The following is a 21,191-nucleotide window of genomic DNA, read 5'->3' as shown; positions in this document are numbered from 1 at the left end:
ATCCACATTTGAGTAATGATAATATAGATGTCTGGAGATAATGCCTGAAAATCATCACTAATTTTTCAGTTATTTTTCCGGTAGTCTTTCTAAAATCGGTCACATGAAGTATAGCCTGGTATTATTGATGAAACTTGCCTTACCATTGAAAGATCCCATTCCTATTTTTTCACTGGTATTGTTTATTATTCTGCTGGCCCCCATTATTCTCAGAAAGTTCAGGATACCCAGTATTATCGGGCTTATCCTGGCTGGTATGCTGATTGGGGACCATGGATTTAAAATTATTGAGAAAGGAAGTATCGACCTGTTTGGTAAAGCAGGTTTGTTGTATATCATGTTCCTGGCCGGCCTGGAACTGGACATGAATGAATTCCGTAAGAACCGTTACCGAAGTATGGTTTTCGGGGCATTCACATTTTTTATCCCACTCACGATGGGATATCTCGTCTGCACGTATTTACTGCATTTCAACTTTATGGCCACCTTGCTGATATCCAGTATGTTTGCCACACATACGCTGGTGGCGTATCCGTTGGCAAGTCGGCTGGGCATTACAAAGAATGAAGCCGTAACGGTAGCCGTAGGTGGAACGATTATCACAGATACCGCCGTATTATTGATTCTGGCGGTGATTACCGGCGCTGAAGCAGGCAATCTCAATACAGAATTCTGGGTAAAACTTGGTATTTCCCTGGCCATATTTGCCACCATTATACTCTGGCTGATGCCTATGTTGGGGCGTTGGTTCTTCAAAAAAATCAAGGACGACAAAACATCTCACTTCATTTTCGTACTGGCGTTAGTGTTTGCAGCTGCATTCCTCGCTGAACTAGCAGGCGTAGAGGGCATTATCGGGGCATTCCTTGCCGGATTGGCATTGAATCAGCTGATCCCTCATACCTCGCCGCTCATGAACAGAATTGAGTTTGTAGGTAATGCGCTGTTTATACCATTCTTCCTGATCAGCGTAGGTATGCTGGTAGATTTACGCGTACTGCTGAAAGGTCCGGAAGCATTGATTATAGCGGGCGCGCTAACGTTAATGGCGCTCAGCAGTAAATGGCTGGCGGCCTGGTTCACGCAACTGGTATTCCGTTACAGTCCTGTACAACGCAGGGTGATATTTGGTTTGAGCAGCGCCCATGCTGCCGCTACGATTGCCGTTATACTCATTGGATTCAATATGCATATCGTTGATGAGAATGTATTGAACGGCACCGTGGTACTGATCCTGATCACCTGTCTGGTAGGCTCTTTCGTCACCGAGAGTGCGGGCCGTAAACTGGCGATTCAGGAAGCCGCAGAGAAACATGAAATACCAGATCAACCGGAACGTATACTCATTCCCGTAGCCAATCCGGAACGTATTGAATCCATGTTGGATTTCGCGGTGATGATTAAGGACCCGCATGCAAGCACACCTATTTATCCGCTGGCAATCATCCAGGATAATGCGGCAGCGAAAGAGAGTATCCATGCGAGCAACAAGATGATGGAAAAAGCCGTTATCCACGCTGCCGCTACGGAGAGTCAACTACAGGTAGTTACAAGAATAGATCTCAACGTGTCGGATGGTATTGCCCGCGCCACGAAAGAACTGATGGTAAGTGATGTGATTCTTGGCTGGACCGATAAAACCAGTGCCACAGACCGTTTCCTCGGTTCATTCTTCGGTAGTACGCTGGACAACGTACTGCAGAGTGTCTGGGAAACAGTATATGTATGCAGCTTTCAGCATCCTTTGAACACTACCAAGAAAATGGTGCTGGCCCTCCCTAAAAATGCGGAGTATGAACTGGGCTTCCTTCATTATCTGCAAAAAATGTTGATGCTGGCCAAACAGGCAGGCGCGCGTCTCGTTATATTCTCTGCACCTAATACTAAAAAAGAAATCGAAAATTACCTGGTACAATCCAAAATGAGTATTGAAATTACCTTCAAGGATTTCGATGGTATGGAAGATTTTCTTGTACTCAGCAGGGAAGTAACCCGTGATGACCTTGTAGTAGTGGTTACAGCCCGTAAAGGGACGCTTTCCTACAATGCTTATATGGAATCCCTCCCAGGCAAAATAGACCGCCATTTCAAGGATAATAACGTCATTCTGCTATATCCGGAACAGACAGCCATCGATTATATGGAAGCGGGTATTCAACCGGAAGATCTTACGCTGGCTCCTATTCAGGAACAACTCGCCAATCTGAACAAACTCGGCAAGGTGGTGAAACGCATCTTCAAAGGGAAGAAGTAGTTTTTCTCGCAAAGGCGCCTTTGGCGCTGTTGAGCGAATTTTTTTGCTCGCAAAGCAGCATAAGCAGCAAAGCAGCAGGACCTAAATTTTGTTGTTTAATTAGCATTGGGATAACAACAAGGATTGCTTTTAATGGCATACTTGTTAAAATAAAAAGAGCGAAGGCAGGAGAAAATCTCCTGCCTTCGCTCTTTTATTTTGGATGCTATATCAACGGGCTTCCAGACCTACATGCACTTGCTATTCCCGTTGCTTTATCAGATAAAAACAAAATCTTTGCTGCTCTGCTGCTTTGCGAGCAAAAAAAAGACCCGCGTAAAACGCGAGTCTTTATCTGTGGGAGTTGACGGGTTCGAACCGCCGACCCTCTGCTTGTAAGGCAGATGCTCTGAACCAGCTGAGCTAAACTCCCTTAAAAAAGATCTTTATAGTTATTTGAAGTAGTGGGAGTTGACGGGTTCGAACCGCCGACCCTCTGCTTGTAAGGCAGATGCTCTGAACCAGCTGAGCTAAACTCCCTAAAAAGATCTTTAATATTTTATGAAGTGGGAGTTGACGGATTCGAACCATCGACCCTCTGCTTGTAAGGCAGATGCTCTAAACCAGCTGAGCTAAACTCCCAATTTTTTCTTCGTAACCGTCGAGCCTTTCGTTCGATGGGATTGCAAAGGTATAATCTATTTTTATTCTACCAAATATTTTTTCAAAAAATAGTAAAAAAGTTTGTTTTCATATCTACTTGAATGAACCTCAAACACTTATCAGCAAAGAGTTTGAAAGGTTACAAAAAAAATCAGGATTGATGTGGCATCAATCCTGATTCTTGTCACTTTTTATACAATTTGGGTCGTGTCTCCCTAATTATTTCTTCTTTTTCTTCTCTGCCTTCTTCGCAAAATTACCTTCAAAGAAACACTTGATACCTCTGTAAGCACCACATCCTCCAATCTCACGAATCGCTACTCTACCTGCTGAAAATTGGAAAGCAATACCGCAAGAGGTTTCTTTGTCTTTATACTCTCCTCTGTTACCTGCCAGGTATTGTCCTTTACCACTCACCTCTCCTTTACACTTACCATTGTCTTTCGAGAATGTAATAAAGAACTGGAAACTTTTGCCATCCTCTCCATCACGAATGGATACCAAACTCAAATCGCCACTGGTGTAATCGCCGGAAAATTTATGCTTGCGTGGCAGCGTGTCCAGAGGATTGAAGATCTGTCCTGGCGCAGAAGGACTGCTGGTATTCGTCATAATCAGGGTTGCACTTCCATCCGCAGATACGCCATAAAAATCTTCCCGCTGCGTTTCCCTGTTATTACCGTTTTGTACTTCTTCTGTCAGTTTAACCACATTCCTGTTATCTATCTGCACAGAAGCAAATACGCCGTTTCTACCGGCGTCGGCTACACGAATTCTTTTCAGGAAATGTCCTTTTTTCTTATCCATAAAGCAGAGATAAGCTACTGTACCAGAACGGCCAGAAGCCTTCACCACCATATAATCCACAGGATTGCCTGTCATACGTTGCAAAGGCCAGAATTTTACTTTCTCCGTCTTCGCAAAATCTCCTTTCGTTAACGTGTCCGTTAAAAAACGATGGATGTCCGCCGTATCCAGGGCCAGCGAATCCGCCAGCGATAACTTCAGGGAATCAGGCGACAGCTTGTAAGGCAATTGGGCTACCGGAAACTGATCCTGGAATTCTTCCAGAGTCATAGGCTCATCCCCACCATGTCCGGATTTCTTTGTCTTGCAGGCTGCAAAAACACCTATAGTCAATAATAATAACAGATAACGCTTCATTTCTCAATTAAATTCTGGGCAAAAGTTAAATTAAATTTTGATATGTGCGCCTCCAAAAACAAAAAACATACCGGATATATAAAAGTTCGGTTTTATTATTTAGCTTTGTCTAAATTTAATTTTAGGCTATATGAATTTAACAGTTGCGGAAGAGAATTATGTCAAAGCCATTTATAAGCTGCAGGAAGGCGATCAGGCCGTTACCACCAACGCGCTTGCCTATGAACTGGATACAAAACCGGCATCCGTAACCGATATGGCCAAAAAATTAAAAGAGAAAAAGCTGATCGACTACGAAAAATATCAAGGCATCACCCTCACCCCGGAAGGCCGCAAAACTGCCCTCCAGATAGTTCGCCGCCATCGCCTCTGGGAATGCTTCCTGGTGGATAAACTGTCGTTCAGCTGGGAAGAAGTACATGAACTGGCGGAAGAACTGGAACATGTACGCAGTGAAAAACTGATCAACCGCCTCAGCGATTTCCTCGGCAATCCGGTCATAGATCCTCATGGAGACCCTATCCCCGACGCCCACGGAAGAATGGCCAAACCACGCCCGCAAACGCCCCTGGATCAGGCCAATGCGAAGCGACTGGTAGTAACCGCTGTAAGCGATCAATCTACCGCCCTCCTCGCCTTCCTGAACGCAAAAGGCATCAAGCTGGGAACACAACTGGAAATCGTGGCTCACTATGAGTTCGATAATTCCATTGAAATCAAAATGAAACATTTACCTAGTCTCACCATCAGTGAACAGGTGGCAAAAAATATAATGGTAAGACCGCTATAACATTTATCCAATGGGACCGTCATTAAGCGAAGTACATGAAAGCGTAGACACCGGCAGTAAATCAAAATGGAAGAAAATATTTGCCTTCTTTGGACCCGCATATCTCGTAAGTGTGGGCTATATGGACCCGGGAAACTGGGCCACCGACCTGGCCGGCGGAAGTAAATATGGCTACACGCTCCTCTGGGTGCTACTCATGAGTAATCTCATGGCATTGTTACTACAAAGTCTCGCTGCCCGCCTGGGCATCGTTCGTGGCCGCGACCTCGCACAGGCCAACCGGGAAACTTATCCTCCCTTTGTCAATTTTGTTTTATACATACTGGCGGAAATCGCCATCGCCGCCACAGACCTCGCCGAAGTACTCGGTATGGCCATCGGTATTCAATTACTCACCGGATTACCACTAATCTGGGGCGTGAGCCTGACCGTTTTAGACACCTTCCTGCTGTTAGTACTGCAACGTTTTGGCATGCGCAAAATGGAAGCCTTTATTATAGCGCTGGTAGCCATTGTAGGCACTTCCTTCCTCATAGAACTGATTTTGGCAAAACCACAAATGAACGAAGTAGTAAAAGGATTTGTGCCCCGCATTCCAGACACCACAGCGCTCTATATCGCCATTGGGATTATCGGCGCAACTGTCATGCCGCATAACCTCTACCTGCACTCTGCATTGGTACAGACAAGGAAAATAAAACGGGACGATAAAGGTATCCGTCAGTCAATAAAACTTAACTTTATAGACAGCACAATCGCGCTGAACCTGGCCTTCCTGGTAAACGCCGCCATCCTCATTCTGGCCGCTGCAGTATTCTTCAAAGCCGGAAGAACGGAAATAGCGGAAATTCAGGATGCCCATGAACTGCTGGAGAAATTACTCGGCACCAAACTGGCCCCAGTTCTCTTCGCAGTGGCGTTGATTGCAGCAGGACAAAGCTCCACCGTTACAGGTACCCTCGCCGGTCAGATCGTAATGGAAGGTTATCTCCGCCTGCGTATCAACCCCTGGTTGCGCCGACTGATTACCCGATTGCTCGCCATCATCCCCGCACTGCTGGTAATTCTCATCGCAGGCGATAAGGAAGTAGGCGCACTGCTGGTGTTCAGCCAGGTACTCCTCAGTATGCAGCTGGGATTTGCTGTCATTCCATTGATTCATTTCGTCAGCGATAAACAGACCATGGGAGATTTCGCGATCAAAACGCCTACAAAAATCCTTAGCTGGCTAATCGCTGCCATACTGGTTTATCTGAATATCAAAATGGTGTACGAAGAAGCAAGCAGCTATATTGCCGGCAGAAGCAATCTTATGGTGGATGGTATTATCATCCTCGTAGGACTCGGCTTTATTGTGCTGCTCGTATATACGATCGTATATCCCTTGTTTGTCAGATACCGCCTCGCTCCTGCCAATCCCAATATTCACACGGCACAGGTTTCTCTCGGCGAACTGGATCACCCTGTGTATCGCCGTATCGCTATGGCGCTGGAATTCGGAAAATTTGACGAGAAAATTATCCGCAATGCCATTGCTCACGGTAACGAACATACGGAGTATATTCTCATCCATATCGTGGAAAGCGCCTCTGCAAAATACTTTGGTAAAGATTCCTTTGACCTGGAAACCCGAAAAGATCAGGAACAACTGGATACCTACGTCGCCTTACTAAAAAGCAGGAATATCCACGCCCGTGGCGTACTCGGATATCGCAGAAGAGCGAATGAAATCGCCAGAATAGTGAAGGAAGAAAATGCGGAATTTCTGGTTTTAGGAGGACACGGACATAAAGGCCTGAAAGATATTATCTATGGTGAAACCGCCAACCAGGTACGTCACAAAGTGAAAGTGCCCGTGCTGGTTGTACAATAATTTTCTATGCTGCAATTATTCCAACCCGGCGATACCAAATCCTTCCGACGTGTGGTACGACAGGAAGACTGCGCCACCTTTGAGAGTGGTAACGTACATCCTGTATACGCCACATTTGCCCTCGGCAGAGACGCAGAATGGTGTTGCAGACTGTTTGTACTGGAAATGAAAGAAGAAGATGAAGAAGGTATCGGGGCCGCATTATCAGTGGAACATCACTCGCCTGCATTAGTAGGAACAACAGTAGAATTCAAAGCTACGGTAACGCATATACTCCATCACACCATTACCTGTAGCTATACCGCGCATGTAGATGGCAGACTAATTGCCAGCGGTACACAGGTGCAAAAGATCTTAAAGAAAGATAAACTAAAGCTATTATTTTCACAGTATTCCTCCTGATGCCAGGAGGAATACTGTGACATATTTTATAGTCCCAGTGCAGCTTTCAGACGAGGATACCCCGTTTTACTTACTAACACTTTAGCGCCGCTGCGTAAGATGGCCAGGTGATTTTCTTTCTCATAAGGATCAATCCTTGTCACCTGATTCACATTGAGGATATAAGAACGATGCACTCTTGTAAACTGCTGCGGGTCCAGCGTTTGCTCAAAGAAGGCCATGGTTTTGTTCTTCAGGAAATTACCTTCCTGCGTTACGATTTTCACATAGTCATCTGCCGCTTCCAGATAGTGGATATCATGCACCGGGATGATTTTAATCTTCCCATTAATTTTCACCACTACCCTGTTACTCTGTACCGGAGAACTACCTGCCGCTTCCAGTAAGGAATTGGTATCAGGAGCAGGCGTTACAGGCGTCTGTCTGTCCAGCCATTTTTGCAATGCCTTGTCAAAACGTTCTTTCGAAAAAGGCTTCAGCAGATAATCTACCGCATTCACTTCAAAAGCGCGGATAGCATGTTCTTCAAAGGCAGTGGTAAATATAACGGCCGGCATATTTTCTACCAGCTCCAGCATTTCAAAGCCGGTAATTTTAGGCATTTGTATATCCAGGAAGATAATATCCGGTTGATGCTGCTGAATGGCTTTCAAACCTTCAAACCCATCGTTGCATTCTTGCAGTACTTCTACCTGTGGAAATCCCATCAGGTATTCCTTGACTACTTCTCTCGCCAATGGCTCATCATCAATTATTACTGCTTTTATCATGTGTCTGCGGTACTTTAATCAGTGTTGTAAATATATTTTCTGTGGTAGAGGTTTCCAGCAAATCATGTCTGGCAAACAGCAGGTACAACCTGCGATGAATGGATTTAAGGCCGAAGCCGGTTCCTTTTTTCGGCTGCTGCAATTCTGTATCAAAAGGATTTTGTACTTCCAGATACAATATATTCTCTCCTGCCCAGGCTTTGATATTTATGGCAATTTCACCTACGGTATCATACAAGCCAAATTTAATGGCATTCTCCACTACTGGCTGTAATAACATAGGCGGCATAAACATTTTCTCTGCTCCTTCCTCATAGCTAACATTAGTAGTCAACCGGTGTCCGAATCTCACTTTCTCAATATCCAGATAGAGGCCGAGATATTGCAACTCTTCTGTGAGCGAGATCCATTGATCATCTTCTCTTTTGATGGAGCCACGGAGAAAATCCGATAGTTTCAATACCATTTCTCTCGCTTGCGTAGGCCGGAGCATGATCAGGGCATTGATGGAATTCAGGCTGTTGAAAAGGAAATGCGGTTGTAATTGCTGTCTTAATTTATACAACTCTGCTTCTCTCACTATCTTCTCTGTATCTTCTTTTCTCTGTAGTGCCTGACGCTGCTCTTCCAGATCGTACCACATGATACTTCGAAAACCTACTCCTGTTACGATCAGCCATCCTACAATGCAAAAAACGGGTATTCCTTTGCTCAGCCATATCAGGTAATAGGATTCAGAAGAATAGGTTTTATATAATATCCAATGGGAAGATGCTACCCAGAGGAATGTCATCGCGCAGCTAACAACAGATACATAAAGAAATTGTACCATACTGGAACCTGGCCTGTAATAGGCCAGGTTACTGCTGATCAGCAGACAAGCGGAAGCCAGCAGCAACGTATGAACAGAACTGTCGGTCACCGATTGCCAGAAAGGGAAATCGAACCATTGCCATAACAGTAACGTATACACGATGAATACGATGGAAAAGGTCGCGATAAATACCCTTGAAGTAGTGCCGCTATATATTGATTTTGCCAAGGAACGGTTTAGTTATGAAGTTCGACTAATGGATGCTCCTGGAGTTGTGCAGATTTTGTCTGCAACCAGGCCATGTAGGACTTAGGATCGCCGGGCTCTTCAATGCGGGAATATACCTCCATGCCATCCGTGAGGTCCGACAGGGTGTATATTTCCGGTACATTGATAAACTTCCATTGTACTAATTCCTCCTGATGATTTTTGAATGCATATTGTTCCTGCAAACCTATTTCATGTGCTTTTGCCAGTGCGTCTTTCTTGGTTCCCGCGCTAATCAGGCGGATCTGTTCATCGAATTGCGGGGTATGATTTCCATTTCCGCAGATGATCTGATAAACGACTTTTGCAACAAACCAATTCATATAATTATGTTTTTCAGGATGAGAAGTTAGGATATATAAGAAGGGGTTAACGGGATGTACATTTCAACTTATATATAGCTCTTGATTTCGACTCCACCGAAGATGCAGCTACCTTTGATGATCAGGGTTTTGCCTGAATTGCTGGCACGCATCAGTTCTGGTGAACGTTTATCCTCTACGCCTCCGAGGATAGTGGTGAGATCTGTTTTTACAACCCAGTTGGAGGGTACTACGATTTCACAACCACCGAAGATCGCGGTTACATCGAGTACAGCGGTATCCTGGATATCCGCCTGGCTCAGGTTAATGTCTGCGCCACCGAATACGGAGGAAACGGTACCGCCTTTGAAGTTTTTAGACATCACCAGTTTATTCACGCCCCCCAGGATTGCGGAGGTATTGATCACATCGTCGTTGAAATTTTCACCGGTATTGTAGTTATAAGTGTAAGTATAACTGTATCCGGTATTACCCTCGGCATCTGTGCGGGTTTCGCCATGCTTTCTCCATCTTCTCCTGCGATAATCGTGGCCGCCCCAGAAATCCGTATTCCGCTTGAGTATTACACAAACCCCGATGACGATTAATACGACCGGCCAGATGAACTGGGCTGTATTATATGGCCAGCTGAGAATTTCCCCTGCGAGGAAGATACCGCCTACCATGAGCATAGCCAGCCAACTACCGCCTCTGAAGTTATGTTTAACACCGATGAGTAAACCCAGTACGATGAGGAGCATCTGCCAGGAGAAGAGCCAGTATGGCAGATCCAGGTTCAGTCTGCGAAGGATAAGTCCCGCACCGATCAGGATCAGGATCAAACCGCCAACGGCGCCTCCTCTTCTGTTTCTGTTATCTCTTTCTTTTATTTCTGTTTCTGTATTTGTCATTGTTCGAATTTTATAATACAAAAGTAGATCGCCAGACTTCCCCTATCAATAGGGGATAGGTCAAGGTGATCCGTTTACCGGTAAAAAGCAGGATTTTACCGGTGAAAATGAATTGATGAGTGAGCTGACGGATTTACCGTACTATAATTCTACGGTAATCAGGGCATCCTTGCCGGCGAGAGCTGCTACAGTGGCTTTCAGATCTGCCACCATCTGATCGGGGCCGCAGATATAGAAATGCTGGTCGAAATGTTTCACTTTTTCTTTCAGGTAGACGGTATCGATTGCATGATGATCGTAACCGGCGGCCTTTTCACGGGTAAGGGTATTGATAAACCGGTTGCCCAGCATTTGTTCGAATTCTTCTTTCAGGATAATATCTCCAACGGATTTATTGGAGCAGATAAGGGTATTATTGCCCAGACGGCCCTCCTGTTGTAATTGCCGGAATATGGCAATGAAAGGCGTTACGCCGGCGCCACCGGCAATAAATACGCCTTCTCCTTTATAATGAATGGCGCCCCATACATCATGGAGGATTAATTCATCTCCAGGTTGCAGCAGGGCCAATTGGCCAGTAACGCCACTTCTTTCCGGATAAGATTTAATGGTAAACTCCAGGTGATCCCAGTCGTTCAGCCCAGTGAAAGTAAATGGACGACGCTGGTCTTCCCATCCGGGTTTGTTGATAGCTACCTCGGTAGCCTGACCGGGTACAAACTTATACCCGTTAGGTTTGGCTACTTTGTATCGTCTTACGTCATGAGTAACGGGTGTTACGGATAGCACTTTAACGATATGGTGTTCCATATGAAAGGTTGCTTTGGGAGAAAATAAACTATCAGTATCAATATAACGATTATTTCCCTATTTATCAGTTAACGGGAGACGCGCGTACAACTGGCTGACCAGTTTCGCCCAGCGTTGATAATCTTTCCCTGATGGGTGGAGTCCGTCGGTTGCTACTAGTGTCGGATCATTGACTGCTTCGCGGGTAAATGGCGTAATATCGATGTAATGTACCTGGAAATCCGCCGCAATGCGCTTGTTGGCGGCATTGAAGGCATCGATCTCGCTGGCAATCTGCGCGGCATCTCTGTCTGCTGCAAAGGGCGTTACACCCCAGTCAGGAATGGACAAGACAACTACATGAGAGGGGCCATTGCGACTAAATCCAATCGCCTGACGCAAGAGGTCGGTAAATTGTGATGCATATTCATCCAGACTTCTGCCTCTGTATTGGTTATTCACACCAATGAGTAAACTCACGAAATCATATTGGTTTCCCTGGATTTCAGCGGCTTTGATGCCTGCATCCAGTTCGTCAGTAGTCCAACCAGTAACTGCTATAATTTCGGGCAAATCGATGGAAAAGCCCGCATTTTGCAGCATTTGGACAGTTTGTGCAGGAAAGTTTTCATTTGCGGGAACACTTTCTCCAATAGTATAGCTATCGCCCAGGGCGAGGTAAGTAAGATGCATGGCAGATAAAACGATTGTGATGATGTTGAAACAGCTGGCAAAATAGGATTTATCTTAACATAAGCAAAAAGTTATATACACCAGCATTTTTAAAGTTAAATCTATCAAAAACAGGCTGCCTTTTCGGTTCAGAATGACTACCTTTGCACCCGATTACAACAATTACGTAACGCATAAAGAAACCGTTTTATGCCGGCAGAAAAAATATCGATGAACAATGGACTGTTACAGGTCCCTACCCACCCCATCATCCCATTTATTATAGGCGACGGCATTGGTCCGGATATCTGGAAAGCAAGTGTGCGAGTATTCGACGCTGCTGTGGAGATAGCCTATGGTGCTGATAGGAAAATTGAATGGAAAGAAGTACTGGCAGGTGAGAAAGCCTTCCAGGAAACCGGCGAATGGCTGCCGAAAGCAACACTGGATGCATTGAAAGAGTACCTGGTGTCTATCAAAGGCCCGTTGTCCACACCAGTAGGTGGCGGTATCCGCTCCCTGAACGTGGCAATGCGCCAGGAACTTGACCTGTACGCATGTGTAAGACCAGTACGCTGGTTCAACAAAGTACCTTCTCCTGTAAAACATCCGGAAAAGGTAGACATGGTTATCTTCCGTGAGAACACTGAAGATATCTATGCAGGCATCGAATACATGACAGGAACTCCTGAATGTGAAAAGCTGCTGAACTTCCTGCAGAATGAAATGGGAGTTAAGAAAATCCGTTTCCCGGAAACTTCTTCTCTCGGTATCAAACCTGTTTCTGTTGAAGGTACTGAAAGACTGGTTCGTGCAGCTATCCTGTACGCACTGGAACACAAACGTCCTTCCGTTACCATCGTTCACAAAGGAAACATCATGAAATTCACCGAAGGCGGCTTCAAAAACTGGGGCTACGCACTCGCTGAAAGAGAATTTGGTGACCAAGTATATACCTGGGAAACCTGGGAAAGAATCAAGAAGGAAGAAGGCGAAGATGCTGCAAACAAATCACTCAAAATCGCTACTGCCGAAGGCAAACTGCTGATTAAAGATGTGATTGCAGATAACTTCCTCCAACAGATCCTCCTTGCTCCGCAAGATTACTCTGTGGTAGCTACCCTCAACCTGAACGGCGACTATATCTCTGATGCACTTGCTGCTGCTGTAGGCGGTATCGGTATTGCTCCAGGCGGTAACATCAACTACAAAACCGGTCATGCGGTGTTTGAAGCTACACACGGTACTGCGCCACGTTTTGCGAATACCAACACGATGAACCCATCTTCTGTTATCCTCAGCGGAGTAATGATGATGGAATACATGGGTTGGAAAGAAGCTGCTAAAATCATCGTAGATGGCTTGAGCACTGCTATTGCGCGTAAACGTGTAACCATCGACTTCTACAACCTGATGGATGACGCTACGCTGGTGAAAACTTCTGAGTTTGCTGATGAAGTGATCAAACAGATGAATAATCATCACTAAGAAGATTATCAACATTTTTATAGGGAAAAGCCCGACGCCGTTGGCGTCGGGCTTTTCTCATTTTATGTGTTTACATGTCCTGCAACATGGGAATTACTTGTGCTATTTTAACAGAAAATCAGTGCTAAATCATTTTATGTATATATTACACAAAAAAAATTTTGCAGGAATTAAAATTGTCGTATTTTTCGGGATTATCCCTAACCGGGACTTTGCTTGAATAGTTGTTGAGAATAGATTTTTAATCTAATTTTTTTAAAAAAACCCGAAATGGCAGAAAAAATTAAAGTTGCTAATCCGGTAGTTGAGCTGGATGGAGATGAGATGACACGGATCATCTGGAAATTTATCAAGGACAAACTGATACTTCCATACCTGGACGTAGAAATCAAATATTTTGATCTGGGCATGGAGCATCGTGATGCAACGAATGACCAGGTAACCATTGATGCAGCAAACGCAATCAGGGAAGTAGGCGTTGGTATCAAATGCGCTACTATCACTCCGGATGAAGCACGTGTGAAAGAATTTAACCTGAAACAGATGTGGAAGTCTCCTAACGGAACTATCCGTAACATCCTGGATGGTACTGTATTCCGCGAGCCAATCGTTATGAAAAACGTTCCACGCCTCGTTCCTAACTGGACCGCTCCTATCTGTATCGGTCGTCATGCATTCGGTGACCAATACCGTGCAACTGATTTCGTTACCAAAGGAAAAGGTAAACTGACTATCAAATTTGAAGGCGAAAATGGTGAAGTAATCGAGCATGAAGTGTACAACTTCAAAGGCGATGGCGTTGCACTGGCAATGTACAACACCGACGAATCTATCAAAGGTTTTGCGCGTGCTTGCTTCAACCAGGCACTGATGAAAAACTGGCCGCTGTACCTGAGCACAAAAAACACCATCCTGAAAAAATATGATGGTCGTTTCAAAGATATTTTCGAAGAAATCTACCAGAACGAATTCAAAACTGCATTCGACCAAGCTGGCCTGACTTACGAGCACCGTCTGATTGATGACATGGTGGCTTCTGCGCTGAAATGGCACGGTAACTTCGTATGGGCTTGTAAAAACTACGATGGCGACGTTCAATCTGATACCGTTGCACAAGGTTTTGGTTCCCTCGGTCTGATGACTTCTACCCTCGTTACACCAGACGGTAAAACCATGGAAGCAGAAGCTGCTCACGGTACCGTTACTCGTCACTACCGCGATCACCAGGCTGGTAAACCTACTTCTACCAACCCAATCGCATCTATCTTCGCATGGACCCGCGGTCTCGAATTCCGTGGTAAACTGGACAACAACCAGGAACTGATCAACTTCTGTCACGCACTGGAACAAGTTTGTATCGAAGTAGTTGAAAGTGGTAAAATGACCAAAGATCTGGCTGTTTGTATCCACGGTAACAAAGTAGAACACGGTAAAGACTACCTGTACACTGAAGAATTCCTGGAAGCACTGGACGCTGCGCTGAAAGTGAAACTGGCTAAATAATAACTCATTGCTATTACAAGCATAAAAGAGAAAACCCCGCACGATTAATCGTGCGGGGTTTTCTCTTTTATAACTTTTGACTAATTATATTTCATCTCTCTGCGCAGTACTTTATCTTCTCCATAAATATCATCGAAGAAAATCAGTTTACCATCTCTACCTTCTGCAGTGAAGTAACGCAGATAAATAGGCAGACGACGTGTGAGATCCACCTGCTTTTTTTCTCCACGCGCAATCCATGCTTTGATACTATCTCCACGATGCTGCGTAGTATCCATTCTTACCAGATACTGCGACAGACTATCCCACTGTTGTACACGCACGCAACCATGACTCATCGCACGCATGGAGTTCTTGAACAGTCCGCGGTTATTGGTATCATGCAGATATACGCTGTATTTATTGCGGAAGTTGAATTTCATAATCCCTAATGAATTGTCTACGCCATCCATCTGACGCAGTACATAAGGAAAATGATCTTTACTGAGTTTGTTCCAGTCGATCGTATTTGGATCTACTGCTTCTCCGTCTTTATTAATTACTTCCAGATTTTTTGATGCGAGGTATCCCACATTTCTTTTGATTGCTGGCAGCATTTCCTTGAATACAATGCTGTAAGGTACGCGCCAGTATGGGAATAACACTACATTGGTCATGTAGGAATTCAACAGTGGTGTGCGGGTACGTGGGGCGCCTACAATTACTCTTGATTCCAACATTACTTCACCGCTATCAATCACACGCATCGTATATCCAGGCACGTTTACCATGATATATTCTCTGGGCATGGTATCTGGTAGTTTACGCCAACGGTCCATATTGATACCCGCCTGCATCAGCCAATCGGCCGGAGTGCGGTTCAGCGCCATGACAGTGCGTTTGCCGGCTACGCCATCTGCATAAATATTGAACTCATTTTGAAATGCTTTTACTGCCGCTTTAATCATTGTAGTGTCTACAACCTTGCCGGCAGTATCCAGGTATTGCCCCTGAACCAGCCTGTTGGCCAGTAACTGACGGAATCCGATTGTGTCCGTATAATTCAGTGGCAGCGTATCCCAGCTTTGACCTTCGTATTTATCTTTGAAAGATTTTATTCCTTCTTTCAGCGCAATATAGCCTGGGTGCGTAGGTTCCAGTCCTTCAAAAGCGGCGCTGATGTTTCCATCCGCAACAACTGCACGCAGTTTGTCTTTCAGGAATTTATCCGGAAACAAGGAATCCGTGCGGAAAGTGACACTGTCTCTAGGGCCAGGGCCGTAGTGCAGATCAGAAGTCATTTTCATGAAGGCGTCCGACAGCAGGATATCTGCTTTTGCCCAGAGGGCGGCATCTTTTTTAGCGGCAGCATCGTCGCGCAGTTGTGACCAGACTTTCGTCAGGGTGTTGGCATGATACTGTTTAGGAAGCAGACCATATTCATCTGCACGAGCAATCCATTCCATCATGGAATCCGCAGCAGGATGCATCTTGCCATGGTCGGACCATTCTGCTTTATTTTCATGTTCCTTGTAAAAATCCTGTAATGCCTGGGGTCTGAAGGCAGGCAGACTGTCTTCCAAAATGCCATCATTGTCTGAAATAAGTGAAAGTCTTTCAGTAATACTTTCCTTCACAACTTCGTCCAATTCTCGAACGTTGGCTACAATCTGTTTCTCTTTCGGGGCGGTGTACTTCTTTTTATGCTCTCCGCAGGCTAACAACAGGACAATGCCGGAGCCGCATAAAAGACTCAAATTTAATTTTGTGTTCTTCATTTGCAGTTAATCGCTATGTAAAGATAGCATTTTGCAAATACTATGCTAAATATTTTAGTCTGTCAGACTTTCATATATAATATTATCTGCAACAATCTTTCTTCATAAATAAAGATTGTAAAAATTTCAATATGCCTGTTAATACCTTTTTCATACTTCACAATTTTTTAAAAAGAGGCTGCCACGATTAGCAGCCTCTTAAAAACTAAAACTAAAACAACTAAGGTGTATCGTATAAGGCTATACGATTATAATTTATCCAGCGGAATACGGCCAGTATCTTTCATTTGCTTGAACTGACTGGGCGTAAGGCCGGTTACTTTTTTGAATTGAGCAGAGAGATGTGCCACACTGCTATAACCAAGTTTGTAGCTAATTTCACTCAAACTGAGTTCATTATATCGCAGTAATTCTTTTACTCTTTCAATCTTCTGCTGAATGATATATTGTTCTATGGTAGTACCTTCCAATTCAGAAAACAGGCTGCTGAGCAGATGATAATCTTTTTGCAGGCGAGTGGAGAGCAGTGTAGAGAAATTCTCTTTCATCTCATCCAGATCTGTATAATGAACGGTATCTACTACTATACTTTTAATAGCTGCTACCAGCTGTTGTTTTTTATCGTCGATGAGCAGAAAACCTTCTTCCTGCAAAAGAGGAACCAGTCTATTCAATTGATCCGCGCTTACATTTCCTTCAACGGAGGCTTTGCCCAGCTCCATTTTTGCCACTTTAAATCCTTCTGCTTCCAGAACAGATTTCACCACTTTAATACAACGCGGGCAAACCATATTTTTTATGAATAATTCGGTAGTTGCCATTGGGCGTTTATCGTTTTTTGATGATGTTAAAAATGTTGTGTTCCAGTCTTATCAGGCAGGAATTATACATATTTCTCGGCATGTTGCCCGCCAGTTGCGTTCTGTAGGAGAAGTCGAGCCGCGTAGTGCTGTTGAAGATAAACTGCACTGCAGGGGCGATGTCCAGGTAGCTACCGCGGGAAAGTTCCGTAGCAGCAACATTCGTCTTCCCTAACAATTCTACATACAGATTCAAATTCGTCTGTTTGTAGCTTTTATACTTCACTGGCAACACCAGATATCCTGCACTGAGACTGTAATTAACGGCATTGCGAGGAAAATCCGGAGGATGGTTATCTTTTGTATTATTCAGATAACGACTATATCCTGCGGTTCCTGACAAGGCCAGCTTATGCAGTAATTGTGTGGCGATGATTCCGCCGGCAACCCCACTGTTGTTACCATCCAGATCACCGTCTGCGTTGACATACGACATATGACTGTCTCCCATGACAGGCATAAACGGATTATTTATCAAAGAACCTTTTACATAGGCAGCCATGCGAAAATGTGCATGTTGCTGATCCTGCGACAGAAAGCGGTATTTGGCGTAGACACTTCCTCCTTCCACTTTCCAACCGGATTGCATCATATTAGACGTATATCCGGCCAGGTGTACCATTAATTTTTTATTGATGCCCCACATCACCTCCGGTTCCAGTCTGACAGCGGTACGGCCATCATAATCCATATTCATGGTTTTTCCTGTAAGCCGGATTCCCAGTGAGTTTGCCGGCATATTGCTGGCCGGCTCAGAGTTGACATATAATTCCTGTGCAGATACTATGCCAGTGAAGCCCAGCAGGGCCAGCACTGTGATTAACCATCTCTTCATGTTCACGGGGTATTAAATAGTTACATGATATACCCTGTTGGAAGCTGATTTTGTACCAGCATGGCAGCAATCTCCCATCATACCTGTTTTATAACAAGGCATAGTGGTTTCTCCTGCATATTTTTTGTATTGTTTCGCAGAGACAAAATCCTTGTCGATAACAGTGAGTTCTTTATCTCCTTTCAGTACCTGATCTTTCACATGCATAAAGTGCAAGGTGCTGCCACCAAACGCTATATGTGCATCATTTTTCACGGAAGTATCGTCAAAATTGGCAGTCACCACCAATTTACCAACGGAAAAACCTGCATCTTCTACTTTATTTTTAATGGCATCGATATCTACTTTAGCGCCTGGTTTGAAATACAGGATAAAAGTAGTGTTCTCTAAATCGGTGTCAATTTTATCTACAAAAGGAAGTGTTTCCAGGGCTTTCAGGGTAGCGTTGGAACACATGGCGCAGGTCAGGCCGGTAGCCTGAACAGCAGCTTTTTTATATTGTGCGTTTGCACTAAAGGTGATACCTAATACGAATGCGATTATTGCTAAGAATTTCATGATCTGATTAATTTGGGTTTGGAATTATTTACAGTCGGGGCATTGGTTTCCTATCCAGGAAACGACATGCGAAAACTGTAAAATCAGATCAAAAAGGTACAATTCTGGAGAAAAATAGGGACTTCCGGCCGGTCCGGAGGGCCATGGGGAATGGCGGTAATGACTTTCTGCAGTGAAATAATGGTTGGCTGAGGCAGCACTTTTACTGGCAGGCGTAAATCCGCTGCTACGGTAAAATCTTGCTGAACAGCGGGAGCGCCATGGTGGCTCTCCGACACCTTGCAGAATTTGAATTCATTCTTGCAGCAGTCCATGTTTTTTGCTGGCTTCCTGCATTTACCACAGAAATCGGCAGGCGCCGATTGCAGTTCTACAGCAGCCAATTTGCCCATACAATAATGCACGTTAACAGCGAATCCGCTAGTTAGCGCGACATACAGTGCAGCAAATAATATGGCAAAAAATTTTTTCATGTTCCGCCACAAAAGTAAGTCTTTTTGACGTAAAAAGCCCCCTTAAACTGTAAGGGGGCTTAATAATATATAAACGGTAACTATTATGGGTTAGTTAATAAACCACCAACGGATACCGAGTCTGAAGTCAAAATTATTATATGGATACAGCGGAGCTGCCATGTTACTGTTTGCAAACAGCGTATTGAGGTTTTCTGCGCGTACAAATGCGTTAAACGACTTAATACGGAAGTGAGCGAACGCGGCAATATCCGGCGCTACATAGCTAATTTTGGTATTTTTCTGGTAAACCCATTGTCCCATCAGCGGAGAATAATCATCCGCATAATAAGACGTATTGTAGCGGATTTCCAGACCTGTTACCAGGTTCAGGTTGGTATACAGGCGTTTCTCGAAGGCGAACTGGTTACGCGTCCAGAAAGCAGGCACATTCAGCGGACCGCCGCCTTGTACTTGCTGGAAGGCTACGTCCAGGTACCAGGAGAAAGGCGCAATACGGATCTTCTTGGTAAATACCACTTGCAGCAGGTTAAACAGTGATTTATCCTGTGCGCTATGGTAATAATCCTGCATGTAGGTGTAATTGGTAAACAGGAAGTAGTTGACAGCCAGATGATAAGAGAGTTTCTTATTGTCGGCCGCAAACTGCAGCTGGGTGATATTTTCTTTCGCCAGCGATGAATTGTACCAGGTGGTACGGTTACTGTTGAAATACTTGTACACGTATGACGGCTCTCTGTTCACGTTGCTGGCAGAGAGCTTGATGTCTCCCAACAAATCATTTACATGCCTGCGCAACATACCGCTTACATTATAATCTCCGATATTCTGTCCTGCCACATAAAACTCTCCTTTGGCGGAGAAGTCCCACAGCTGATTCCTGGTTTTATTCCGGTATTCTCCGTGTAAAGCCAGGTTGCTGAAGTTGATATCTGCATCCAGGAAGTTACCTTGCCAGCTTTCGAAACGGGCGCCCAGGTTGATAAAGTGTCCCTGGTTGCCAGGCATAGGGAACTGAATCAGCGAGAGATCGTTGGACAGCAGTTTCCATTTATGTTGGGCGAACAGGGTGGAATCCTGCGGACGTATCGGGATATTGTAATGCAGCGGGTAGAATGCTGTATCCGGATTATTATCCATGAACTGATAGTTATCGCTCTGGAAATTAAAGGTATACTGGATACGGAAGATCGGATCATATTTATAATAATCCGTGGTGTCGTTGATGTGGATTGTTTTTCCCCTACCCCAGTCGTACTGCTGCATAAATAACAATCCAGCTTGCTGGTACTGGGATTTAACGGGAATAGAGGTCGTAAAGAAATTATACGAACTCGTATTATCGTTCCCCAGGTTTACCGGAATCGTTCTGCGGTTGCTGTATTCCGATTTATGGAGGAAGGAGTCATTTCTGATCCCGCCATTTTCCCCGCCTTTCAGGTTGTTGTAGAAGAAGTCCAGGTACGAATTCGCCCGTTTGTTTTTAGACTGGTAGCGGGCGGTCACGCGATAAGTATCGTGACTGGTAGTCTGTGACTTATAATACCCCGGAGCATTTACTTTTCTGTAGTCAAAAAAGAAATTGAACCGGTTGGTGCGGTTCTGGGTATGGGAAACACCGAGAATTTGTTCCTGTTTACTACCAACCAGATACTGCATTTCTGTGTAGGGCCTGGTGGTGCTAAAGAAACGTGCGCCTGCATGGGTATTGCCATATATATCATATGCATGGAAACCGGCGTCGAAGCCGGCTTTCATGAGAGGCGTAAAAATGAGGTTCCTGGCGGCACCACCGCTGTTGCCGGTAGTCATGTAACTGCCGGGAACTTTCAGAAACTGGGTGCTGAAATCCACTATGGAAGAGTCGATTGTGTAATCGTACGGTTCTCCGAGATAGCGGTAGCTGAGCGTCAGCGTATCCAGTTCTTCCTGGTGATGGCCGGAATCCTTTTGCATTTTGCTGGTACCGCCGCCACCTCCCATATTACCGAAGCGATTGGTATTGAACTGTGCTGATAATTGCTGTCCGCCCAACAGCAGCAAGATTATGATGATAAGATATCTCAT

The 21,191-nt window shown here is 44.7% G+C and carries 19 protein-coding genes and 3 tRNA genes; 6 read left to right on the top strand and 16 right to left on the bottom strand.

Translation table 11 applies throughout. The features are described from left to right. The first annotated feature begins 103 nt into the window (after window positions 1-103). A complete protein-coding gene (locus CLV59_RS10220) occupies window positions 104-2,254 on the top strand; it encodes a cation:proton antiporter (protein WP_111591933.1) in 2,151 nt (716 codons plus the stop codon). Between the two features lie 337 nt (window positions 2,255-2,591). Here the strand turns inward: CLV59_RS10220 and CLV59_RS10215 are convergent. The 4 genes from CLV59_RS10215 to CLV59_RS10200 all read right to left on the bottom strand — a co-directional run bounded on the left by CLV59_RS10215 (window position 2,592) and on the right by CLV59_RS10200 (window position 4,060). Beyond that, window positions 2,592-2,666: transfer RNA gene (locus CLV59_RS10215), tRNA-Val, on the bottom strand. A 32-nt stretch (window positions 2,667-2,698) separates the two neighbouring features. Beyond that, window positions 2,699-2,773, bottom strand: a tRNA-Val gene (locus CLV59_RS10210). Window positions 2,774-2,800: 27 nt separating this feature from the next. Next, window positions 2,801-2,875, bottom strand: a tRNA-Val gene (locus CLV59_RS10205). Window positions 2,876-3,115: 240 nt separating this feature from the next. After that, complete coding sequence (locus CLV59_RS10200) at window positions 3,116-4,060, bottom strand: hypothetical protein (protein ID WP_111591932.1); 945 nt, start codon at window positions 4,058-4,060, stop codon at window positions 3,116-3,118. A 130-nt stretch (window positions 4,061-4,190) separates the two neighbouring features. Between CLV59_RS10200 and CLV59_RS10195 the strand changes: the two genes are divergently transcribed. The 3 genes from CLV59_RS10195 to CLV59_RS10185 are packed head-to-tail and all read left to right on the top strand — an operon-like array spanning window position 4,191 to window position 7,125. After that, window positions 4,191-4,850, top strand: coding sequence for a metal-dependent transcriptional regulator (locus CLV59_RS10195; RefSeq protein WP_111591931.1), 660 nt, complete (start codon window positions 4,191-4,193; stop codon window positions 4,848-4,850). A gap of 10 nt (window positions 4,851-4,860) precedes the next feature. After that, a complete protein-coding gene (locus tag CLV59_RS10190; protein ID WP_111591930.1) occupies window positions 4,861-6,723 on the top strand; it encodes an Nramp family divalent metal transporter in 1,863 nt (620 codons plus the stop codon). A gap of 6 nt (window positions 6,724-6,729) precedes the next feature. After that, window positions 6,730-7,125 carry a thioesterase family protein gene (locus tag CLV59_RS10185; RefSeq protein ID WP_111591929.1) on the top strand — a complete coding sequence of 132 codons (396 nt, stop codon included), beginning with the start codon at window positions 6,730-6,732 and terminating at the stop codon, window positions 7,123-7,125. Window positions 7,126-7,151: 26 nt separating this feature from the next. On the opposite strand, the gene CLV59_RS10180 is transcribed toward CLV59_RS10185, so the two are convergent. The 6 genes from CLV59_RS10180 to CLV59_RS10155 form a co-directional block, all read right to left on the bottom strand. After that, window positions 7,152-7,895 (bottom strand): LytR/AlgR family response regulator transcription factor, encoded by a 744-nt coding sequence (locus CLV59_RS10180; protein WP_111591928.1) that lies wholly within the window; start codon window positions 7,893-7,895, stop codon window positions 7,152-7,154. Then, window positions 7,873-8,937 (bottom strand): sensor histidine kinase, encoded by a 1,065-nt coding sequence (locus CLV59_RS10175; RefSeq protein WP_245950847.1) that lies wholly within the window; start codon window positions 8,935-8,937, stop codon window positions 7,873-7,875. Before CLV59_RS10175 ends, CLV59_RS10180 begins: the two co-directional genes overlap by 23 nt. A gap of 8 nt (window positions 8,938-8,945) precedes the next feature. Further along, entirely contained in the window at window positions 8,946-9,299 is a 354-nt protein-coding gene (locus tag CLV59_RS10170) for a DUF4288 domain-containing protein (RefSeq protein WP_111591927.1), read from the bottom strand. A gap of 68 nt (window positions 9,300-9,367) precedes the next feature. Next, window positions 9,368-10,189: a LiaF transmembrane domain-containing protein gene (locus tag CLV59_RS10165; protein WP_111591926.1), complete on the bottom strand. Its 822-nt coding sequence runs from the start codon at window positions 10,187-10,189 to the stop codon at window positions 9,368-9,370. A 141-nt stretch (window positions 10,190-10,330) separates the two neighbouring features. Continuing rightward, on the bottom strand, window positions 10,331-10,999 hold the full coding sequence (locus CLV59_RS10160) for a ferredoxin reductase domain-containing protein (protein WP_111591925.1): 669 nt from the start codon (window positions 10,997-10,999) through the stop codon (window positions 10,331-10,333). 57 nt (window positions 11,000-11,056) lie between these two features. After that, window positions 11,057-11,671 carry an SGNH/GDSL hydrolase family protein gene (locus tag CLV59_RS10155; protein ID WP_111591924.1) on the bottom strand — a complete coding sequence of 205 codons (615 nt, stop codon included), beginning with the start codon at window positions 11,669-11,671 and terminating at the stop codon, window positions 11,057-11,059. Window positions 11,672-11,860: 189 nt separating this feature from the next. Between CLV59_RS10155 and icd the strand changes: the two genes are divergently transcribed. Both icd and CLV59_RS10145 read left to right on the top strand, forming a co-directional pair. Further along, window positions 11,861-13,138 (top strand): NADP-dependent isocitrate dehydrogenase, encoded by a 1,278-nt coding sequence (gene icd, locus CLV59_RS10150; RefSeq protein ID WP_111591923.1) that lies wholly within the window; start codon window positions 11,861-11,863, stop codon window positions 13,136-13,138. Between the two features lie 270 nt (window positions 13,139-13,408). Continuing rightward, window positions 13,409-14,641: an NADP-dependent isocitrate dehydrogenase gene (locus CLV59_RS10145; RefSeq protein WP_111591922.1), complete on the top strand. Its 1,233-nt coding sequence runs from the start codon at window positions 13,409-13,411 to the stop codon at window positions 14,639-14,641. An 80-nt stretch (window positions 14,642-14,721) separates the two neighbouring features. Here CLV59_RS10145 and CLV59_RS10140 read toward each other — a convergent pair whose 3' ends face one another. The 6 genes from CLV59_RS10140 to CLV59_RS10115 all read right to left on the bottom strand — a co-directional run bounded on the left by CLV59_RS10140 (window position 14,722) and on the right by CLV59_RS10115 (window position 21,191). Further along, window positions 14,722-16,398 (bottom strand): L,D-transpeptidase family protein, encoded by a 1,677-nt coding sequence (locus tag CLV59_RS10140; protein ID WP_111591921.1) that lies wholly within the window; start codon window positions 16,396-16,398, stop codon window positions 14,722-14,724. Window positions 16,399-16,646: 248 nt separating this feature from the next. After that, on the bottom strand, window positions 16,647-17,219 hold the full coding sequence (locus tag CLV59_RS10135) for a helix-turn-helix domain-containing protein (protein WP_111591920.1): 573 nt from the start codon (window positions 17,217-17,219) through the stop codon (window positions 16,647-16,649). A gap of 7 nt (window positions 17,220-17,226) precedes the next feature. Beyond that, window positions 17,227-18,093, bottom strand: coding sequence for a hypothetical protein (locus tag CLV59_RS10130; RefSeq protein ID WP_111591919.1), 867 nt, complete (start codon window positions 18,091-18,093; stop codon window positions 17,227-17,229). Window positions 18,094-18,105: 12 nt separating this feature from the next. After that, the gene (locus CLV59_RS10125) at window positions 18,106-18,651 is read right to left on the bottom strand and encodes a heavy-metal-associated domain-containing protein (protein ID WP_111591918.1); all 546 of its coding nucleotides are present in this window, start codon (window positions 18,649-18,651) and stop codon (window positions 18,106-18,108) included. 83 nt (window positions 18,652-18,734) lie between these two features. Then, window positions 18,735-19,124, bottom strand: a complete 390-nt coding sequence (locus CLV59_RS10120) for an HYC_CC_PP family protein (RefSeq protein ID WP_111591917.1) — start codon at window positions 19,122-19,124, stop codon at window positions 18,735-18,737. A 90-nt stretch (window positions 19,125-19,214) separates the two neighbouring features. Beyond that, entirely contained in the window at window positions 19,215-21,191 is a 1,977-nt protein-coding gene (locus CLV59_RS10115) for a putative porin (protein ID WP_111591916.1), read from the bottom strand.

It is taken from the genome of Chitinophaga dinghuensis, assembly GCF_003259435.1.
Lineage (GTDB): Bacteria > Bacteroidota > Bacteroidia > Chitinophagales > Chitinophagaceae > Chitinophaga > Chitinophaga dinghuensis.
Note: the sequence above shows the minus strand (reverse complement) of the source record. Positions and strands in the feature narration are given on the sequence as shown.

Bases quoted from the DNA above. Each gene is read 5' to 3' on its own strand.
- CLV59_RS10115 (WP_111591916.1), bottom strand. From the start codon at position 21,191: ATGAGATATCTTATCATCATAATCTTGCTGCTGTTGGGCGGACAGCAA.
- CLV59_RS10180 (WP_111591928.1), bottom strand. From the start codon at position 7,895: ATGATAAAAGCAGTAATAATTGATGATGAGCCATTGGCGAGAGAAGTA.
- CLV59_RS10125 (WP_111591918.1), bottom strand. From the start codon at position 18,651: ATGAAATTCTTAGCAATAATCGCATTCGTATTAGGTATCACCTTTAGT.
- CLV59_RS10170 (WP_111591927.1), bottom strand. From the start codon at position 9,299: ATGAATTGGTTTGTTGCAAAAGTCGTTTATCAGATCATCTGCGGAAAT.
- CLV59_RS10120 (WP_111591917.1), bottom strand. From the start codon at position 19,124: ATGAAAAAATTTTTTGCCATATTATTTGCTGCACTGTATGTCGCGCTA.
- CLV59_RS10160 (WP_111591925.1), bottom strand. From the start codon at position 10,999: ATGGAACACCATATCGTTAAAGTGCTATCCGTAACACCCGTTACTCAT.
- CLV59_RS10140 (WP_111591921.1), bottom strand. From the start codon at position 16,398: ATGAAGAACACAAAATTAAATTTGAGTCTTTTATGCGGCTCCGGCATT.
- CLV59_RS10130 (WP_111591919.1), bottom strand. From the start codon at position 18,093: ATGAAGAGATGGTTAATCACAGTGCTGGCCCTGCTGGGCTTCACTGGC.
- icd (WP_111591923.1), top strand. From the start codon at position 11,861: ATGCCGGCAGAAAAAATATCGATGAACAATGGACTGTTACAGGTCCCT.
- CLV59_RS10185 (WP_111591929.1), top strand. From the start codon at position 6,730: ATGCTGCAATTATTCCAACCCGGCGATACCAAATCCTTCCGACGTGTG.
- CLV59_RS10190 (WP_111591930.1), top strand. From the start codon at position 4,861: ATGGGACCGTCATTAAGCGAAGTACATGAAAGCGTAGACACCGGCAGT.
- CLV59_RS10220 (WP_111591933.1), top strand. From the start codon at position 104: ATGAAGTATAGCCTGGTATTATTGATGAAACTTGCCTTACCATTGAAA.
- CLV59_RS10145 (WP_111591922.1), top strand. From the start codon at position 13,409: ATGGCAGAAAAAATTAAAGTTGCTAATCCGGTAGTTGAGCTGGATGGA.
- CLV59_RS10195 (WP_111591931.1), top strand. From the start codon at position 4,191: ATGAATTTAACAGTTGCGGAAGAGAATTATGTCAAAGCCATTTATAAG.
- CLV59_RS10165 (WP_111591926.1), bottom strand. From the start codon at position 10,189: ATGACAAATACAGAAACAGAAATAAAAGAAAGAGATAACAGAAACAGA.
- CLV59_RS10155 (WP_111591924.1), bottom strand. From the start codon at position 11,671: ATGCATCTTACTTACCTCGCCCTGGGCGATAGCTATACTATTGGAGAA.
- CLV59_RS10135 (WP_111591920.1), bottom strand. From the start codon at position 17,219: ATGGCAACTACCGAATTATTCATAAAAAATATGGTTTGCCCGCGTTGT.
- CLV59_RS10200 (WP_111591932.1), bottom strand. From the start codon at position 4,060: ATGAAGCGTTATCTGTTATTATTATTGACTATAGGTGTTTTTGCAGCC.